At 45.2% G+C, this 18,745-nt stretch carries 12 protein-coding genes; 9 read left to right on the top strand and 3 right to left on the bottom strand.

Annotation, left to right across the window (positions count from 1 at the left end):
* Positions 1 to 78: 78 nt before the first annotated feature.
* Together rfaE2 and FEN17_RS14760 are read left to right on the top strand one after the other, a co-directional pair.
* Positions 79 to 567 carry a D-glycero-beta-D-manno-heptose 1-phosphate adenylyltransferase gene (gene rfaE2 / locus FEN17_RS14765; protein WP_138366113.1) on the top strand — a complete coding sequence of 163 codons (489 nt, stop codon included), beginning with the start codon at positions 79 to 81 and terminating at the stop codon, positions 565 to 567.
* A 7-nt stretch (positions 568 to 574) separates the two neighbouring features.
* Positions 575 to 1,255 carry a zinc metallopeptidase gene (locus FEN17_RS14760; RefSeq protein WP_171037929.1) on the top strand — a complete coding sequence of 227 codons (681 nt, stop codon included), beginning with the start codon at positions 575 to 577 and terminating at the stop codon, positions 1,253 to 1,255.
* A 113-nt stretch (positions 1,256 to 1,368) separates the two neighbouring features.
* Here FEN17_RS14760 and FEN17_RS14755 read toward each other — a convergent pair whose 3' ends face one another.
* Entirely contained in the window at positions 1,369 to 2,538 is a 1,170-nt protein-coding gene (locus FEN17_RS14755; protein WP_138366112.1) for an FG-GAP repeat domain-containing protein, read from the bottom strand.
* A gap of 157 nt (positions 2,539 to 2,695) precedes the next feature.
* Between FEN17_RS14755 and gcvT the strand changes: the two genes are divergently transcribed.
* From gcvT to FEN17_RS14720, 7 genes are all read left to right on the top strand, one after another.
* Positions 2,696 to 3,778: a glycine cleavage system aminomethyltransferase GcvT gene (gcvT, locus tag FEN17_RS14750; protein WP_138366111.1), complete on the top strand. Its 1,083-nt coding sequence runs from the start codon at positions 2,696 to 2,698 to the stop codon at positions 3,776 to 3,778.
* A gap of 35 nt (positions 3,779 to 3,813) precedes the next feature.
* Entirely contained in the window at positions 3,814 to 4,524 is a 711-nt protein-coding gene (locus FEN17_RS14745) for a 2-phosphosulfolactate phosphatase (RefSeq protein ID WP_138366110.1), read from the top strand.
* 21 nt (positions 4,525 to 4,545) lie between these two features.
* Positions 4,546 to 6,552: a hypothetical protein gene (locus tag FEN17_RS14740; protein WP_138366109.1), complete on the top strand. Its 2,007-nt coding sequence runs from the start codon at positions 4,546 to 4,548 to the stop codon at positions 6,550 to 6,552.
* 32 nt (positions 6,553 to 6,584) lie between these two features.
* Positions 6,585 to 8,441: a PorZ beta-propeller-like domain-containing protein gene (locus FEN17_RS14735; RefSeq protein WP_138366108.1), complete on the top strand. Its 1,857-nt coding sequence runs from the start codon at positions 6,585 to 6,587 to the stop codon at positions 8,439 to 8,441.
* A 34-nt stretch (positions 8,442 to 8,475) separates the two neighbouring features.
* Positions 8,476 to 9,120 (top strand): uridine kinase family protein, encoded by a 645-nt coding sequence (locus tag FEN17_RS14730; RefSeq protein ID WP_138366107.1) that lies wholly within the window; start codon positions 8,476 to 8,478, stop codon positions 9,118 to 9,120.
* 54 nt (positions 9,121 to 9,174) lie between these two features.
* A complete protein-coding gene (locus FEN17_RS14725; RefSeq protein ID WP_138366106.1) occupies positions 9,175 to 9,891 on the top strand; it encodes a hypothetical protein in 717 nt (238 codons plus the stop codon).
* A gap of 333 nt (positions 9,892 to 10,224) precedes the next feature.
* Positions 10,225 to 12,147, top strand: a complete 1,923-nt coding sequence (locus FEN17_RS14720) for an asparagine synthase-related protein (protein ID WP_138366105.1) — start codon at positions 10,225 to 10,227, stop codon at positions 12,145 to 12,147.
* An 11-nt stretch (positions 12,148 to 12,158) separates the two neighbouring features.
* Here FEN17_RS14720 and porU2 (FEN17_RS14715) read toward each other — a convergent pair whose 3' ends face one another.
* Together porU2 (FEN17_RS14715) and porU2 (FEN17_RS14710) are read right to left on the bottom strand one after the other, a co-directional pair.
* The gene (porU2, locus tag FEN17_RS14715) at positions 12,159 to 15,467 is read right to left on the bottom strand and encodes a putative type IX secretion system sortase PorU2 (RefSeq protein WP_171037928.1); all 3,309 of its coding nucleotides are present in this window, start codon (positions 15,465 to 15,467) and stop codon (positions 12,159 to 12,161) included.
* A gap of 64 nt (positions 15,468 to 15,531) precedes the next feature.
* On the bottom strand, positions 15,532 to 18,588 hold the full coding sequence (gene porU2 / locus FEN17_RS14710) for a putative type IX secretion system sortase PorU2 (RefSeq protein WP_138366103.1): 3,057 nt from the start codon (positions 18,586 to 18,588) through the stop codon (positions 15,532 to 15,534).
* Positions 18,589 to 18,745 lie beyond the last annotated feature (157 nt).

Genomic DNA, 18,745 nt, shown 5'->3' with positions numbered 1-18,745 from the left:
ATCGGGCATTTCGATAGTCTGGGAGCTACGAAACTTCGTATGATACCATATTAATTTTCCAAAACCCTATACCAGATCATGAATTTCACGGAAAGCAAAATCCTCAGATTAGACGAAGCAATATCCACCGTAGCAGACTGGCAGCGCGCCGGACAAAAAGTTGTTTTCACAAACGGCTGTTTCGACATTGTCCACCTCGGACACATTGACTACCTCGAAAAAGCACGCGCACTGGGTGACAGGATGGTGCTCGGCCTCAACACAGACGCTTCGGTAAGCCGTCTCAAAGGCCCGCTCCGGCCGGTGGTCAATGAGTACGCGAGAGCACGTCTCATGGCAGCATTATCCTTTATAGATGCTGTCATTTTGTTCGACGAACCGACGCCTAGTCAGTTAATTGAAGCAGTAAAACCTGACATTTTGGTCAAGGGAGACGATTATACCGTCGAAAATATAGCTGGCGCGGATTTTGTCCTGGGTAGAGGAGGCGAGGTAAAAACGATAGCACTTGTAAAAGGTTATTCGACTACCGCGCTGATTGAAAAGATAAAACAAGGATATAAATAAGTTAGCTATGATAGGAGCGTATGTAATTGGTGGTATTGTGATGCTGGTAAGCCTCTATGTGCAGTGGCGTCTCAAAAGTAAGTTTGAAGAATATTCACAGGTTGGCCTGAGTAACGGCATGAGTGGCAAGGAAATAGCCGAAACCATGCTACGCGAAAGTGGCATTTACGATGTACGGGTTGTTTCAGTAGAAGGCAGACTTTCGGACCACTATAACCCGAAGGATAAAACCGTAAACCTGAGCCCGGATGTATTTTATGGCCGGAGTGTTGCGGCGGCGGCAGTTGCGTCCCACGAATGTGGTCACGCGGTGCAGCATGCGAAGTCCTATGCCTGGTTGCAGTTCCGTTCACAAATGGTACCATTCCTGAGCATTGCGTCGCAATATATGCAGTGGGTGATCCTGGCAGGTATTTTCCTGATTAACACCACCATTATTCCGCTGGCAATCGGCGTAGCATTGTTTGCTGCAACGACCTTGTTCAGCTTCATCACGTTACCCGTCGAATATGATGCAAGTAACCGTGCACTTGCCTGGATAAAAAATAACCGAATTGTAAATGAGCGTGAATATGTAATGTCAGCCGATGCATTGAAATGGGCTGCACGTACTTACCTGGTCGCTGCGATTGGTTCCCTGGCAACATTGCTTTACTACGTGAGTATTTTGATGGGTCGGAGGGATTAAAAAAGTTTAAGTTATAAAGCATTTGTCACCCTGATCGGAGTCGAAGGGAGGTTCGAGCGACTCGGCTTGAACTCCCTTCGACTCCGCTCAGGGTGACAATGTTTAATAGCATTTTACTTTTTCCGTTGATTCCAATACACTACCACATTGTGCGTCGCGCGGCCAGAGGCGATAATGTCCAGGTCCCCATCACCATCCAGATCCGCAGGAATTAAATCCTCGCAGGCGATTTTGCTTTTTTCGTCCAAAACATATTCCTGCCATTTCTTTCCTTCCGGGTCGGAACCTACAAAAATCCGTACCCCAGTTTCGCCGATCGCATTCGGGTTACGCCAGCCCATGACGATCTGGTCGCGGCCCTGCCCGAAGAAATCCGCGCAGGCGAGTGCGTGGCCTTCTTTGAGTTTATCAGTTAAAACAGTACGGTTATCTTTGGAATAAACCACCAGCGAAGTCCCGTGCATGGGTTCAATGGTCGCAGTGAAAAGCTGATTTTTGCCGAGGCTGCCTGAGCGGATCTCCCCTACCCCTTTATCTGCCACCATCCACTGATTCGAAGTTGCCCAGCCGTCCGCACCATTCATAAATACCTGCACACCTTCTTTACCCGCAACCGAAACGCCCAGCAGCTTTCCTGAAACTTCCATCGGCTGGAAATTGTGGGTCATGTGCATATTGGTTTCCAGCAAATCGTAGCCCCAGATTCCTTTTTTGTCTTCCGGCACATCGAAAACAATCATTTTCACCCCTGCCCCTTCTCCGCCAACATTACCTTCGCCATGCAGCGGAAGTACCGCCAGCTGGAATGTTCCGTCGGCTCTTTTCACCCACTGCATCCGGTGGATCGTCACTTCGTGGTGCAATTTTACCGGTTCCCACAGCTGCATCCGATCCTGCGGCGGGACCAAATAGAATACAGCGCCTGACTGTTTGAGATTCTTGGTTTCGGAAGGATTCCAGCCCGCGCCTACTGCTACTTCCACTTTTCCGTCACCATCAATATCGCGGGCGGCGATGCATACATTATCCTGCTCGGTCAGGTCTTTTGCGATGACATATCTTGTCCAGGAAGCCTCCTTTTTTCCGGGATTTTTATACCAGACAATTTCTTTTTTATCGGCCAGAAGAATATCCGTTTTCCCATCCCCGTCCACATCTCCTGTCGCCAAACCATAGCCAATGCTGATTTTATCATCAATCGATTCACCAATGAATGTGGCCGTCTGCGCCGAGGTTTTTCCGGCGATTAAAAGCGCCGTCAGGATTAATAAATGTCTTTTCATACGTACCGGTTGTGCCCCCCAGAGCCATAAACGTTTTTGTCTATTTTTTCACAATATACTTCAAAAAGCTGCCCGGTTTCTGCAAAGAAGAGTTTTTTGTGCGGCTTTCCCGGCCTTTACCTACTTTTGTAAATTAATCCCAATCAATTCATCCTTCATGAAAACTGTCCCGCTTCATCACGTCCACGTCAGGTTAGGTGCTAAAATGGTACCCTTCGCGGGCTTCGAAATGCCTGTCCGCTACACTTCCGATCTGGACGAACACCATACTGTCAGAAATAATGTAGGGGTGTTTGACGTGTCGCACATGGGCGAGTTCAGCGTGAAGGGCCCGAAGGCTTTGGACCTGATCCAGAAGGTAACTTCCAATGATGCGGCAGGCTTGTACGACGGTAAAGTGCAGTATGCCTACCTGCCCAACGCGACCGGCGGAATTGTTGATGATTTGCTGGTGTACCGCATCAGCGAGGAGGAATACATGCTTGTCGTGAACGCTTCCAACATTGATAAGGATTGGGATTGGATCCAAAGCCAGAATACAGAAGGTGCCGAAATGGAAAATCTTTCCGATTCACTCTGCCTCTTTGCGGTACAGGGCCCGAATGCTGCGGCAACATTGCAAAAACTGACCGACGTGAACCTGCCTGCGATGGAATATTACACATTCAAAATCGGCAAAATGGCTGGCATTGAAAACATTATCATATCTGCGACGGGCTACACTGGTGCCGGCGGTTTTGAGATATATGTTCAAAACGCGGATGCGGAGAAAATGTGGGACGCGATTTTCGAGGCAGGGGAAGAATTCGGTATCAAACCTGTTGGTCTTGGTGCCCGGGACACCTTGCGCCTGGAAAAAGGATTTTGCCTGTACGGTAATGACATTGATGACAGTACCTCGCCCCTGGAAGCCGGCTTAGGCTGGGTTACTAAGTTTTCCAAAGATTTTATCAATTCTGATAATTTAAAAAAACACAAAGAATCGGGCGTAGAAAAGAAGCTGATCGGCTTTGAAATGATCGACCGAGGAATTCCGCGGGGACATTATGAGCTTTGCGATGCCGAGGGGACCAAAATCGGGGAGGTGACTTCCGGGACGCAGTCGCCCACTTTACAAAAAGGCATCGGGATGGGATATGTGCCGGTTTCTTACAGCCGGCCGGAGACGGAGATTTTTGTAAAAGTCAGGGATAAACTATTGAAAGCCAAGACTGTAAAACTGCCTTTTGTAAAAAATTGATCATTTAAAATACCCCCATCGTTTCGATTGCATCCATGAAACAACTTGATGTCTGCCTTACCCCGGATTTACTTCATCTTCATAAACTTGATAATTCAATTGTTGTAGTCGCCGATATTTTCAGGGCGACTTCCTGTATGGTGACCGGCCTCGCTTATGGTGTCAAAAGCATTACTCCAGTAGCGTCAGTCGAGGAATGTAAGTTTTTGCAGGACAAAGGATTTATCGCCGCCGCCGAGCGCGACGCCCGGAAAGTAGAGGGTTTTGATCTCGATAATTCGCCTTTCAGCTATATGAATGAGCGGCTGATTGGTTCGCAAATCGCAATGACGACGACAAATGGTACGTTATCCATTTCAAAAGCCAAGACTTCGGCAGTGAAAGTGATGATCGGCTCGTTCCTGAACCTGGGTGCGCTGGCCAATCATTTAAAAACAGAACCTTACGATGTACTGGTACTTTGTGCCGGCTGGAAAGGCAGGCCAAACCTGGAAGACACCCTTTTTGCCGGTGCGCTGGCCGACGCGCTGAAAGAACATTTTATGCTGCTTGAAGACGGCACATTGATGGCGCAAAGGTTATTTGACCAAAGTCGTGATAATCTGCTGGCAAGTGTTTCCAACTCGTCGCACGTGCGCAGGCTGCAGCGGCTGGGGATCCAAAAAGACATTTCTTACTGCCTGCAAACCGATTTGTATGACGTTGTGCCTGTACTGAGGGGAACTACCCTGGTACCCATGAATTAACACACCCATATCCACCTTCACATGCTCCGTTTCTTCTTTCTTTTCTTTTTTGGACTAATCGTTTTTATAGCTCCGGCCGACGCGCAACGGAAAGCTGCTGCGCCCCGGAAAACAATTCTTGCGCCAAAAACAAAGGCCGCACAACCCGCCAAACAGCCCGCTGCTACCAAACAACCAGCTGCCGTTAAAACGGATACCTTGCCAAAACAACCAGCTCCGGTAACTACACCACAGGCCGATACAACCGGGAAAGCCGATTCCTTAAATGTGCTCGACGGTGCAGAACTATCCAAAGACACATTGACCGAAAAAGAAGCGGAGGAAAGACTGGAAAAGCAGGAAAAACCAACGAAAGCGGATAGTATCCGGTCATACAAAATCCAGATTGAAGACATTTCTTACCTATCGGTTTGTCCCGGAACCACGATCACGATTCCATTCAAAACCGAAGGACCTTTTGATGAAGATAATACATTCATTGCCCAAATGATCGACGTGAATGGGAAAACGGTCCCGATTTCGCTGCCGGTCAAAAAGAGCCCTGTGAAGGCGGTGATTCCTTCTTATAAAATCGGCGGCGAAGTTTACCGCATTCAAATTGTCAGCTCCGTACCTGTAATCCGGAGCCAGGAAGTACCGATCAGGCTTCTGCAAACGCCAAGCGCACGGATCGAATTTATGGATGGTACCCAAACGACCCGGATCATGCCTGGTCAGGAGGCGCATTTGAAAGTGAACCTCAGCGGCACTGCGCCCTGGTCATTTTTGCTTTCAGATAGTACGGTGGTTTATCAAACATTATCCAACCCACATTATCTGACGGTTAAACCCAAAGATGTGAAAGCATATAAAGTGACCGGCGTCTCAAATGCGTGCGGGAGCGGCGTGACTTCGGGCGAGGCGATCGTAAATGTGAATAACAATCCCGAGCCGAAACTGGAATTGAAAGAAACGGAGAAAGTGGCGAAACTTTGCAGCGGCGTGCCTTTTCAGGTACCATTTAATGCTACTGGAAAATATAAAGAGGGTAACAAATTTGTCGTACAGCTGGCCGAACGCAGCGGCAGCAACTTTAAGACGATTTCTCTACCGGACACTTCCGGCTATGCCGCCGCAGAAATTCCTTTGAGCTATAAGCCAGGCGAATACCGTCTACGTGTCGTTTCGTCGGCACCTTATCTGGTGAGTCAGACTACCAATGTTACCATCGTTTCGCCGACGACCACAGTTTTGCAAAAAGATTCGCTGCGGTTGGGAGAAAATGAATCGGGCGAGCTGACATTGAAATTTACGGGTGGTGGGCCGTGGTTTGTGCTGCTTTCGGATGGGACTTACGAAAACAACATTCAGGAATCTCCTTATAAAATCAAGGTAAAACCGCAGTATGATACTTATTATCAGATCACTTCTTCGGGCGGGTTGTGCGGTGTGGGTAAATTTTCCGGCGCAGCAAAAGTTTCAGTGAAAAGTGCGCCTGCCAGCATTACACTGGAAAAACTGCCTCAGAGCCTGGTTTGCGCAGGATCCAGCATTGACATTCCCTACAAAATCGAGGGACGCTATAATCAGGGTAACAAATTTGTAGTCCAGATCACCGATAAAAACGGACGGTTTGTAAACCTGCCAACCACCGTTTCGCCGACCAGCATGAAGGTAAAAATTGCTGCATTAGCTCCCGGCGACACATTAAAAACCCAGAAAATCAGGATCATATCTTCATCCCCGGCAGTTTCCAGCGCGATTGAGGAAGTGCAGGTCATCGCGCCGGATCGGGCTATTGCAGAAGTTTCTGGAAAAGCGACGATTACAGCTGGGCGGACAACCCGGATTCAGTTGAAATTCAAAAATGGACTGCCGCCCTGGTCATTCACATTGTCCGACGGCACTGCGATTAATGGTACATTCCTCAACCCGTACCTCATTTCGGTCTCTCCCACTTCCACCACCGAATACACGATCAGCTCCCTGAAAAGCGGATGCGGTACCGGTACCGGAAAAGGCTCGGCGGTTGTCACGGTTGATAATTGATCTTTCAGGTTTCGCAGGTCAGGCACGAGGTTATGAAACAGGATTTTTTCAAAGAAAATAGCAGTCGGCCGCGTCAACAAGCCCGGTTACTGCTATTTTTTTTGACATTATCCTTTCATTTTGTCTCTGGTCAAAATTCACCCATCGGGAGTTGGGAAACGCATTTCAATTATCGGTTAGCCCGGCAGGTTATAAAGGTTAAAAACCACATTTTTTGCGGTTCTTATAACGGGCTTTCCAGCGTAGATGCTAATAATCAAATCAAAACCTGGTCAAAAATAGACGGTCTCCACGAAACTGGGATCAGCAGTTTGGCATACGATGAAGCACAGAATACATTGATCCTGGCCTATCGGAATGGTAACCTGGATTTTGTAACATTAGACGACGAGGCCAAACCGACGCAAATCGATCCCTGGCGCTTGCTCAATGAAACCCAGGGAATTCCGGAAGACAAATCCGTCAGGCACATTATACTTAAAGATCAGTCAGCTTACTTATGCACCAGTTTTGGCATCGTCATCTTAGATCTTGGTCAAAAACAGGTGAAAGAAACATATCGCTACATTGGCCAGGACGGAACGCAAGTATCTGTCAAGCAAGCCGCCTTTTCTGCTGATTCACTTTTTGCTTTAACTTCACAAGGACTTCTCGCGGTTTCTACAAGTCCGACCGTGAACCGGCAATATTTTGCAAACTGGAAAGCGATTTCAGCACCCGGACAAATTGTTTCGGTAGGCACTTTTGGAAAAGATATCTACGCAGGTATCGCTGGCTCGGGACTTTTTAAGCGGGAAAAAGCTGCCTGGAAATTAGTTTATACGTCAAAAAGTCAACATTATAACATTCGTGAATCACAGGATCATTTGGTTGTCGCGCTGGATAATGAGTTTGTTACGATTGACAAAACAGGTACGATCCAACATTTAGCTGATCCTAAATTCCGCATGCTGAATGATGCGATATTGACGGATGAACGAACTTACTGGGCGGCGGACGGCCACAATGGTTTGTTAACCGATTCAGGTACAGGTTTTCAGAGCGTCAATCCGGCACAAAGTGATACCACTATTTCCCCGCGGCTGGATTCTGTCATTATAGATCTGGACGGATTGAGCTGGTCGCGGCTACCGGGTTATCTTGGCGGGGGAATTTTGGTAAAAAATACGCAGACGCAGCAGCAAAGAGTTTTGTCGACCAATGTTGGCAGCGGCAGTCTTCCCTCGCAGAATATCAACAGTCTGGCGCTGGATAATGACGGTTTCGTCTGGTTTGCAAGCGACAAGGGTGTGGGATACATTGCCCCGCAAGACATCCTGGGCGGCGGCCGGGTGGACGCGATCTTGCCGGTTTATGGTGAGCGCAAGCTTTTTGCCACGGAAAAATGTACCGCCATCGCCGTAGAGCCCGGAAACAGAAAATGGATCGGCACCCGGAACGGTATCTTTCTTTTTAATGCCGACGGTACCGAGCTGGTCGAGAAATTCACCGCCGCCGACACCCCGCTGCCTTCTGATCAGATCAATGCACTTCGTTTTGACGCGACAACCGGCCGATTATTCGTAGACACTCCAAATGGAATGGTTTCCTATCAAAGCAATGCTTCGGAGCCGGCTGAAAACTTGGAGAGCGTGACGATTTTCCCAAATCCAGTGCGCCCGAATTTCAGTGGACAAATTGGTTTTAAAGGACTTGTGCAAAGTTCGACCGTTAAAATCACCACCTTGTCGGGCCGACTGGTTTACCAAACCACTTCTCAGGGCGGCACCGCGTCCTGGAACCTGGATGATTACACGGGTCGACGCGCCAGGGGCGGAATCTATATGGTTTTTATTGTTTCTGAAAGCGGTTCAGAAAAACTGGCCGGCAAATTGGCGGTTATTGAGTAATGTTTTTATCTTAAATTTCAATTCAAAATTTGATATGACGACTTCGGACACGGCGCCTTACATTGTCGGGATTACAGGCGGAAGTGCCTCGGGAAAGACTTTTTTCATGAAAAGTCTGATCGACGCATTTTCAAAAGACGAGGTGACCAGGATTTCGCAGGACAATTATTACCGCCCGATCCATGAGATCCCGCGGGATGAAAACGGGGTAGAAAATTTCGACTTACCCGAAACAATTGATCACCATTTATTCGCCGAGCACATTGCAGTTTTGCGCGCTGGTCGGCAGGTACAGCAAAAAGAATATACTTTTAATAATCCGCTTATCAAGCCAGAAATGCTGGTTTTCGAGCCGCGACCCATCATTATCGTGGAGGGGATCTTTGTCTTTTACTTCCCTGAAATATCCCGGCTGATTGATCTGAAAATTTTTGTGGATGCCAAGGAGCATGTCAAAATAAAACGCCGGATTATTCGTGATAACAATGAGCGCGGCTATGACCTGGACGATGTGCTGTACCGCTGGGAACACCACGTAGCCCCGACTTACGACAAATTCATCCTGCCGCTTCGGTCTGAGGCGGATATGATCATCAACAATAACAACCGTTTTGACACCGGTTTGCAGGTTTTGATCGGATTTTTGAAGGGAAAACTGGCAGAACGAAAAACAAGCTAGCTTTCTGTAACTTTGAATATTTACACGCTTATATTTTATAAAAACAAGGATCATATGATAACTTTTACACACATTCCATTGATGAAATTGCGGAGCCTTATCTACCTGGCTTTCATTTGCGCATTCGCGCTTTCATGCAAAAACGACTCGACCGAACCTGTCGATTACAATGAATATTATCCATTGAAAGTGGGCTGGTATGGCATCTACGATGTGCGCGAAGAGATTTATTCGACTTCTCAAAAGGATCCGGAGATTAAGGTAAGGCAGGAAAAAGACGAGATCAATGATGTGAAAATGAATGCTGACGGAAGTTCGACATACACTTTTTCCAGATCGACCCGCGCCACTTCGAGCGACTACTGGCAAAAAGTGAAAGAATTCACAGTTCAGAAATTCCCTGACAAGCTGCTGACAAACATTGATAACCAGACATTCTTTACGCTGGTTTTCCCGATAGATAACCGGATCAACTGGAACGGAAACAGTTACAATAACCTGGACGCGCAAGAATATCACTATGAAGATGTGGGGCAATCTGTGACTATTGCTGAACAAACATTCCACAATTCGCTGACAGTTGTGGAGCGCCAGGATTCGTCAATAATTAATAAATATACCGGCATTAAGAAATACGGTTTAGGTGTCGGTTTGCTCTCAGATGAGCAGATTGACTTCGAATTATGCCAAAGTGACGAGTGTATCGGCTCGGGGAAGGTTGAATCCGGCACAAAAAAAACAAGAAAAATTGTGGAATTTGGTGGGATTTAAAGGCCATATATATGGCTTTGCTGACCTGGAATGATATTTTTACAAGTTTTACTGAACTTTGATTTTTTATATTCAACGTCAACAAAAGTTTGCTTTTTAAAATTATCTGTCTAAATTTACGCTGCATACTGAAATTCAATCATCTAATCATTTAACAATGAAAACAGTGAATTCGCACTCTACACAGACAAAAAGGTCTTATCGCAAGCCAGTCTTAAACAGATTCGGTAGCGTATCGAAGTTAACAAAGGGGAAAATCGGAGGTAGCTTCGATGAATTGACAGAGGAAAATACATTCAATCCTTGATCTGTATTTAGGTTTTTTAAGCGTGTATGCTGTTTGAAGGGTGTTTCAATAGAAAGAATAATCCTTCGAATCAAACGTTTACAAACGAATTCGATCAATCGATTCAATGTTCTGATGGCTACATATTTGCGAAAAGAGATGGAACAAAGTTCTTCTCCCGCGATTATTTAGGATCCATTCAAGGAAAAGAAAAAGAGACAAGATATTTGAGTGATAACCTCACTCAAAGTTTTGTCTCTTTTTCTTTAGAACAATTTTTAGAAAGAAATGAAAGTGGCGTTTGTGCCTGGTACGACGAGGATTGTAAAGAGCTTTCACTTTCGAGAGATTTATTTGGCATCCTCCCGCTATACTACTCTCTCATACCAGATCAGTCCATTATTTTCTCTACAAATCTTGCATCCCTTTTAAGTCACAGCGGAATAAAGCGGAATGTATCTATCGACACGCAGCGGCTTAGCTTATACGGCACTTTCCTTGGTGAGCCATCCACACCTTTTAGCTCCCAAACTTTTTACAAGGGAATTCACGCTGTTCCACCCGGGCACATTGTTACTATCGACTTTGAAAGTGTTTCGGTAAAACCCTACGTCACTTTCCGGCCGTCTAAATGGTCGCATTTAAAAAGTGTTGAAGAATTTGGAGAAGCCTTTCGGCCATTGTTCTTGAATGCTATTGATAAACTCTTACATAATGGGCCAGGAAAAGTGACCTCGCATCTGAGTGGCGGTTTGGATTCTTCTTCGGTGAGTGCAGGAATAAAAATTCTTGCTCCGCAGGAGCCGCTGATCACCTTATATAACAAGACTAACACGATAAACACCGACGAGAATCTGTATGCAATCAGTGTAGCGGACAAGATCGGTTCTCAACATTATGAGATGCTGCAGTCCGACAAGGATTTCGATTTGCTCTCTACATTTATCACTTCGGGAGGCCAGCCGTCTTCTTCACTTATCACTCCTTCCGCCACCAGCAGCCTCATGGAATATGCAAAAAACCTGGATTGCACGCGGATTTTTAACGGCTCGGGAGGTGACTCGATTGTCGGCAGCGGCCTGGAAATGATAGGAATAGCTTTTGATAATCGTCAATGGGACTTGGTCAAAACATTGTCCAGGAAGCGAGCTGCACATTATCAACAATCCTATAAATATCCCCACTGGTCCAAGTATTCCATTGAAAAAAAGGAAGAAATTCTTTTAAATAATTTGATCATTTCGAAGCTTTCCACATTCATATTCAGAAAGGACTGGAAAGGCTTCACACATACTTTTCAAGACATATCTTCCTCGGTTGGGATATCTTACAGCTACGTCATTCCTCAAATCACAAAGAGTTTGCTTCGTAGAATCAGGAAGGGGCGCATTAACCCTATCGATTCTGTTCTACGGGATGAATTGCTTCATGCTGATGACCAATTCGAGACGATTGCTATTTCAAATTTTCTGGAAACCGGGTATTCAAAAGAACAATACCGTGCTTTGTCCGACGTGTTCAGTATGCAGACCATTCTAGCAAATGAACAGGCATTTGTAATGTCCAGACATTATGGTGTAACAAATTGTTCTCCGTTTTACAATAAAGAGCTCTTCGAATTATGCCTTGCGGTACCCGACATTGTTAAGTTCGGGGATGGTATAGGGCGGGCGCACTTCCGCGAAGCAATGAAAGGGCTGCTTCCGGAAAACGTAAGGAGCAGAAGTACGAAAACACATGTGCGGTCGCTAGGGCAGGAAGTTGTTGCTAGAATAGCCAACCAGGCTAAAAATTTGCTTTCAGATACTTCACGTGTTTGGGAATATGTTGATAAAAACAAATTTCACTCTCAGATTGCCATTCTTAAAAATGACAGAATTCCCTACGAACAAAAAAGCAGCACGCTATTTCTAATATCCCGCGCTGTTTCCATGGCCCTCTGGTTAGAGTGGTTTTCTGGTCAGAGATGACTTTATCCAGCTTATTTAATCAATACCAACTTGCCCGACAACGTTTTTGATGCTTGGGTCTGATCATTTGAAAGAACAACCTTGTAGGCGTAAAGCCCCGCAGGTGTCGATGAGCCGGGCATCCAGTACCATTCAAAATTTGACGTAGAAATTGTTGTTAGCTTATCCTCAACAAGCAGACCAGCCTGGTTGTAGATCAGGAACCTTCCGGTCGCAAATGTATCTTTGGGATCAGCTATGACACTAAATTTCACGTAAGTGGATGCAGGATTAGGGCTTACGACCATTTGCCTGGTTGCTACAAACTCAGTTGAAATCTTAAAGCTCATTCGGTAAGCCTGCACGCTGATATTTCCTGACAAATCACGCGCATTTGCCAAGATTTCGTAGTCTCCATCCGGAAAATCAGTTGTATTCAAATTCAATTGAAATTCGTGTGTATTGATAGAATCGGAGGTAAAGTTTTGTGAAGCGTAGGCTACTTTCTCAAACTCACAGGATTCGTCGGCACAACGCTTGATGTAAACGTCAACCAATGCTGTATCAGCAAATATCTGCCGGTCATCCTGTACATAAAGGCTTATAGTTGGATTTGGAGCGATTGTTTCCTGCTTGTTCAACATGCGCCCATTGAAATTAACAGTTAACACAGGAGGCGTCACGTCCTTGTTATTGGCAGACGAAAAGTTGAACTTATCAGCCAGAAAATCCCAATCCAGTTCCAGCTCCGCAACATTGTTCCGAAGGTTTAATTCGGAAATTGTATGATCGGGATCAATGCTTACTTCAATTCGCTGAACGTCTTTCGAATTGATAAAAGCCGCGTATAATGTGTCCTGATAGGGAAATGAGCTAACTGTCTGGCTGGAAACTTTATTTCCTTTTGAACCAAAATAAGTGAACCTGACCGGCACTTTTTGTCCTTTCACAAATCGTCCCTCATTTGAAATCACCACATTTAGTCGAAGTGAATCTGACTTATCAAAGTTAATGGTCTTCGACTGCGAATTTAAGGTAATGCTCTCCGACGCGCTTACGGCATAATCAGGTTTATCAACGGTCACTAGTTTTAAGACCGGATCACCCTGTAAAAGTGATTGATGCACATTCGAAACATTATAGCTATCACGACTTTGAGAAATAACTTTCTTCGCTACCGCTAGCTGAATCTGCCCGATTGTGAGATTAACAGTCGCAGGCTCTACAAACATGCTGGAATAAAGGTGATCGAGATAATTAGCAGCCGGGCTGACAAAGCTCTCAAAAGAATTTGCGACGATCGCAATTGCACCCCGATTTGGCGCCATCAGCCAGTCGAGCGACAATGTTGTTCGATCCGATGCACCAGGGTTGGGGTTAAACTTGTTTTGAAAAATATTACCTACCCCACAACCATTGAAATACATCATCGGGTATTTCTTAGGGTTATTATAGCCTCGCGACGCGTCTGTAACATATCCCATGTCAAGATCAGTTATAACCGTTGACCCGTGTCCAAAATAAGTGATCAAACCTACGCCGCTATTAACATCCGGCGTGATATTAACCACTTCCGTTTCGGCCATCGCCTGCTTTTTAACATAGGGAGTAACTTTTCCACCGACCACACCATTTGTCACATCAGGAACCAGGGCGCCCAGCAAGTCTCTCAGCTGGGTAATTTCCTCCAACGTCTTCCCACCGTTCAGGTGCAATACATTTTTCCGCCAGCCAAGGTCGCCCGCACTATTTTGTTCGTAATCTTTCACCTTAGTCAGATAATCCACTATTTGCTGGTTGGAAATCGCGGAAAGTCGGCCAACCGGAACCAAAGGAATATCTTTATCCTCACCCAGTAAACCGCTAACCAATAGGGCATCAGAGCCGGGATAACCATAAGTCGGGACTTCCAGGGGTAGCTCACGGATCATTTTTTCATTGGCAGATATTGACTTTCCTACCAAAAACAAATGCTTGTCTTTTCCTCCCTGACCAAGCATATACGCCATGAATTGTTTGATGGCAAGCGGACTTGGTTCTCCGTAGTTGAACTGATTGTACAGGTCCGCAATGTCAACTATCAACGGTTTGAAGGCTCCCCCTTCTTTGGAAGCCCGGTAAGCCGCATATTGATTTACGCCGTCAAGCAGGTTTTTGTGAGTGATTATTATGTAATTCGGGCTCTTCGCATCGTATGTTTTGAATGACATTTCCGTCATTTTTTCTGCTGCAATCGTGAATATTTCATTGGTAACAAGAAGTCGAGCAGCCTTTCCGGACGTTCTGGGTAACATTAAATTATCATATGAACCCCTGACGACGATCGGATCATCGGTATTGGAAATGTCAAGGGAAGTGGCATTCGCCGGCGCACCTTTTATTTGTAAACGATTTGTAACAACATTGGCCGGACCAAACCTGAATTCTTTTGTCAGAAGTCCGGTCATATCCAGCTGCTGATTATATCCAATCGAATAATAAGCCAGGGAAAACCAGTTCAATCTTTCTGTTCCTACTATTTTGAGTGTGAGTACGCCTTTCTTATTGGCATCGACGTCGGCTGGGAGAAGTTTAAATGTGAATTCGGTTCCTTCAAAACCATAATTATTAATTGTATTTACAAGCCTGAGCGAATTTGCATCTTTGCCCACATACACCTCAATGCTGTGCGCAAGATTGCTGCGCCCGTGAACCATCATTTTAATACTGGCATTAGATAGCCCATCTGAAATGTTGGTAAGCGCAAAATTTTCTGTGGCAACATTCCCCGGCTTAATTGTTTGTCCGGTGCGGCTTGCGCCAATTTCAAAATAACTATTAAAAAATTCTTTCTGAACAGCAGAAGTCGTGCTCAGCGAATATTCCTTACTCAGTACTGTTGTTGCGAGTTCCTCATGAGAAACTGAGGCAGCCACTTTTTGATCCACAGCTTGGTTTACAACTTTCGCCCGATTACCTGCCGCATCCCCATTAACCAGGAAATACGCTTCCTCATCAGAATATAAACTGTAATATGGGTTCATCCGTGCGCTTGTCGGGCGGTACAGAAGTGAATCACGGGCTCCGTCATTTGGTACCGCGTAAAAAAGAATTTCGTTGTTTGTTGTGCTGATAATGGAAACCTGCTTACCCCTCCGCCATAGTTGAAGTTTTTCGGGCGCACCCACGCTGAATGTCTTGGGAAGTGATGCGAAAGATATGCGGTGAAGTCCCTTTTTGGTTATACCAATTTTAACATAAGATTTGCCGTAAGCAATCCAGCTGTCTGTATAAGGAGCATTAAACTGAGCAAACGCAAACTGTCCGCCGGTGAGGGCGAACAGTAGGCATGCTGTAAACATTAATCTTCTGAGATTAAGGTACATTAGTGTGTCAATTATCTTGAATCAAATGGTTAACTCCTGATTATTTCTTTACAACCTTGTGGTAGTAAACATCCTTGTTCTCTGTGGTAATTTTCAAAATGTAATTTCCGGTTGTAAGATTCGAAAGCTCTGCTTTTTTGCCTTTTCCTGCCTTTCTCACTACACCGTTTACATCCAGGATTTCCCACTCCTTCACATTCACAGGCGCATTAATTGCAATATCCACAAATTCCACAGAAGGATTTGGATAAACACTGATCAATTCGGTCCCTTTTCTGTCTACGGATACAATCCTTGATAAAGTTTTCGTACCCTCTACCAGCACACCGTCCGTATTCTTATAAGATTCATCAACCTGCGTCAACCTGTAGTAGCTTTTTCCGGAGAGCGGTTTGGCATCCAGGAAAGTATACAGATTGGCATCACTTGTACTGCCATTTCCTTCCAAACGACCAATTTCCTCGAAATTTTTAGCATTATAGCTGCGCTCAACGATGAAATGGCTGTTGTTAATTTCCGAGCTCGTTTTCCAGGTAACTTCAACTTTGTCAGGGCCTAAAGGAACAGCCGAAAATGAAACCAGATCAACCGGGAGACCACCTTCTGTTGTATACAGAATCCTTAGTGCAGGGTCTCCAATAAGTAATGTCTGGTGTATCTGTGCCTGGACACGAATGTAGTTAGCAGCAAGCCTTCCATTTTCAACACCCATCCTGAAACCACCCTCCTGTTTTATCTGCTCGGAAGCAATCTGAAGAATTTTACCTAAAGGCTGACGGGTCTGATCTGTTTTGTTAAAAACCAGGTCATACACCTTCTGCATAAAGTTGTTGCAACTCGTAGCATAACCTGCCCAGGAATTTCCAAAAACGGCAATAGCGCCTTTTCCATCTGACAAGAGCCAGTCAAGCGACTGAGGCCGGGATTCTGAGGTACTAACAGTTTCCGCAAACTTATCCTGAAATGTATCCAGCATATCACAACCATTATAAAACATGATCGGATACTTACCTGGATTGTTGAATTTCTTTTTGATGTCAGATACGTAACCAAAATCATAGTCCGTCTGGTATGGTGCGCTGTGACCAAAGTACGTGATAAAGCCTAGTCCACCTGCACCTTTTGAATCTTTTCCTTCTGCATTTTTTATACCGACAGGAGGTGTCGAATTCACATGGTAATACAGTGTGTCATTTGGTATAACATTATCCGAAACCACCGGTTTGACAGCTGTGTAAACTTTACCTCCGAACGTACCACCCTTTACCTTACCGGCTGCGGTGACCAGATAACCGGCATGGTCATCTATTTCATTCTGGTTTTTACCACCACTGATATGGGCCACGTTTTTTCTCCATTCCAAACCACTGGTCGCCGCCTCATAGCTTTTTACTTTATTCAGATAAGCAATTGCCTTCGTGTTACCAGATGCACTGCTTTCTGCTGGAATGCGTCCCACGGGAATAACCGGAACGTCGGTGAGAGCACCTTGCAAACCTTCGATCAACAAAACGTCTGAACCCGGAAAACCCCACGTTGGAACTTCATCAGGCATCTCTTTCTTGATTTTGTAATTCGCAGAAGCTGATTTACCCATCAGAAGTAGGAATTTATCCTTATTTCCATCCGATACCATGTAATCGACAAATCTTCTGATAGCCAGCGGGCTAGGCTCACCGTAATTGAACTGGTTGTACAAATCAGCGATCCTGAAAATACCAGTTTTATATTTTCTGCCCGGACTTGAGTTTTTACGATAAGAAGCAAACTCGCCCGCCGCGTTTTCAAGCGAGTTATTTGTGATAATCATATAGTCGAAGTCCGACTTTGTGATTTGGCTGAATTGTACCTCCGTTATTTTACTCGCGTCTACATCTACGGTAGCAGTAGTTGCTAACAGAGTCAGCGGAGCCGAATTGACCCTTGAAAAAAGAAGGCCGGATGCCGAACCAGAGATAATCCGCGGATTTCTCACATCAGAAATGTCATAAAATTTCAGATCACCAGACGGCGGCGTGGTAATCACAGCCTTATCTTTTTCACCATTTGGCGCGCCTGGGAAGTTGAATGTATAGGTATTAAGCCCCTGCATATCAATCTCCTGCTTGTAGCTCATCTCATAATAAGCCACAGAGAACCTATCAAAATACAGTTCCGTTTTTGGAGAATCCAGATTAAACCCAACCACTGACTTGTTATTTTGAAAGTAATTAAAATTGGCATTCAGCGTAATAAGTCCCGGTTTGAAGCCATCAATGGCTACCTGGCCCACATCATGCATATCCGATTTTGAGGTACCCATGTGGAAATGGACACTTCTCGGGTTCCCGCCAAGATATGAATAAGCAGAGCGTCCGTAAACCAATACCTTAATAACCGGTGTCTCACCGCTAATCAGCTTTTTAATTTCCAGAGCAGGAAAATCGTCAGCACGCAAAACCACATTGGTTGCAGCATCCTTCACATACCCAAATTGAATGGGATGTCCTGCCGCATCATTGTATCGATAGCTGGTCCGTGTCTGCCCGTCTTCCATAAAACTATTCATATCCGTCGGCCTGATCGAATACTGGTTCGCGTGCGAGTAATCGTCAACAAATTTGGTGACATCTGTCTGGTTATGATAAGTCAGCAGCTGAGATCCCGCATCACTGGCAATATTTTCAACAGCAGCACGCTTTCCATCCGGAGAGCCGATGGTCAGGAAGTAAGAACTTTCGTCGGAATAGTGGCTGTAATACGGGTTTATCCTCGCAGAATTCGGCCGGTACAAAAGCGCATCGGAATCGCCGCTATTTGGAACACCATAAAATTGTATCTCGCTGGTACTTGCGCTGATTAAAGCTACCTCCTCGCCTCGATAATATAAGTGGAGCGTGTTTGCTGCCGCGCCATTCATGAAGTTGGCTGGCAATGTTACTTTTTGTATCCCTTTCGCCGAAACCCGTATTTTAAGCCATTTTTGGTTGTACTTATTTTGCAGCCATTCATTCCCAAATGAACCATTCCACGGAGCTTGTGCAGTAACTGTTCCACTAATAAGTGTGCTTACAATAAAGGCGGTAATAAAGAATTTTGTAAAAATTTCTTTTCTCATATATATAAAGATTATAGTGCAAAAACTTAATAAAATTAAGAACGATTTGCGACATTATCAGCAAACTTGTCAAATTTCTAACGGTTACTTACGATAATTACGTAGTATAACTTTTATAGCGAAATTTTGGAGCGATTTCTGGTATAATTTTTTCAAT

Source organism: Dyadobacter luticola, from assembly GCF_005860805.1.
Classification (GTDB): Bacteria; Bacteroidota; Bacteroidia; order Cytophagales; family Spirosomataceae; genus Dyadobacter; species Dyadobacter luticola.
Note: the sequence above shows the minus strand (reverse complement) of the source record. Positions and strands in the feature narration are given on the sequence as shown.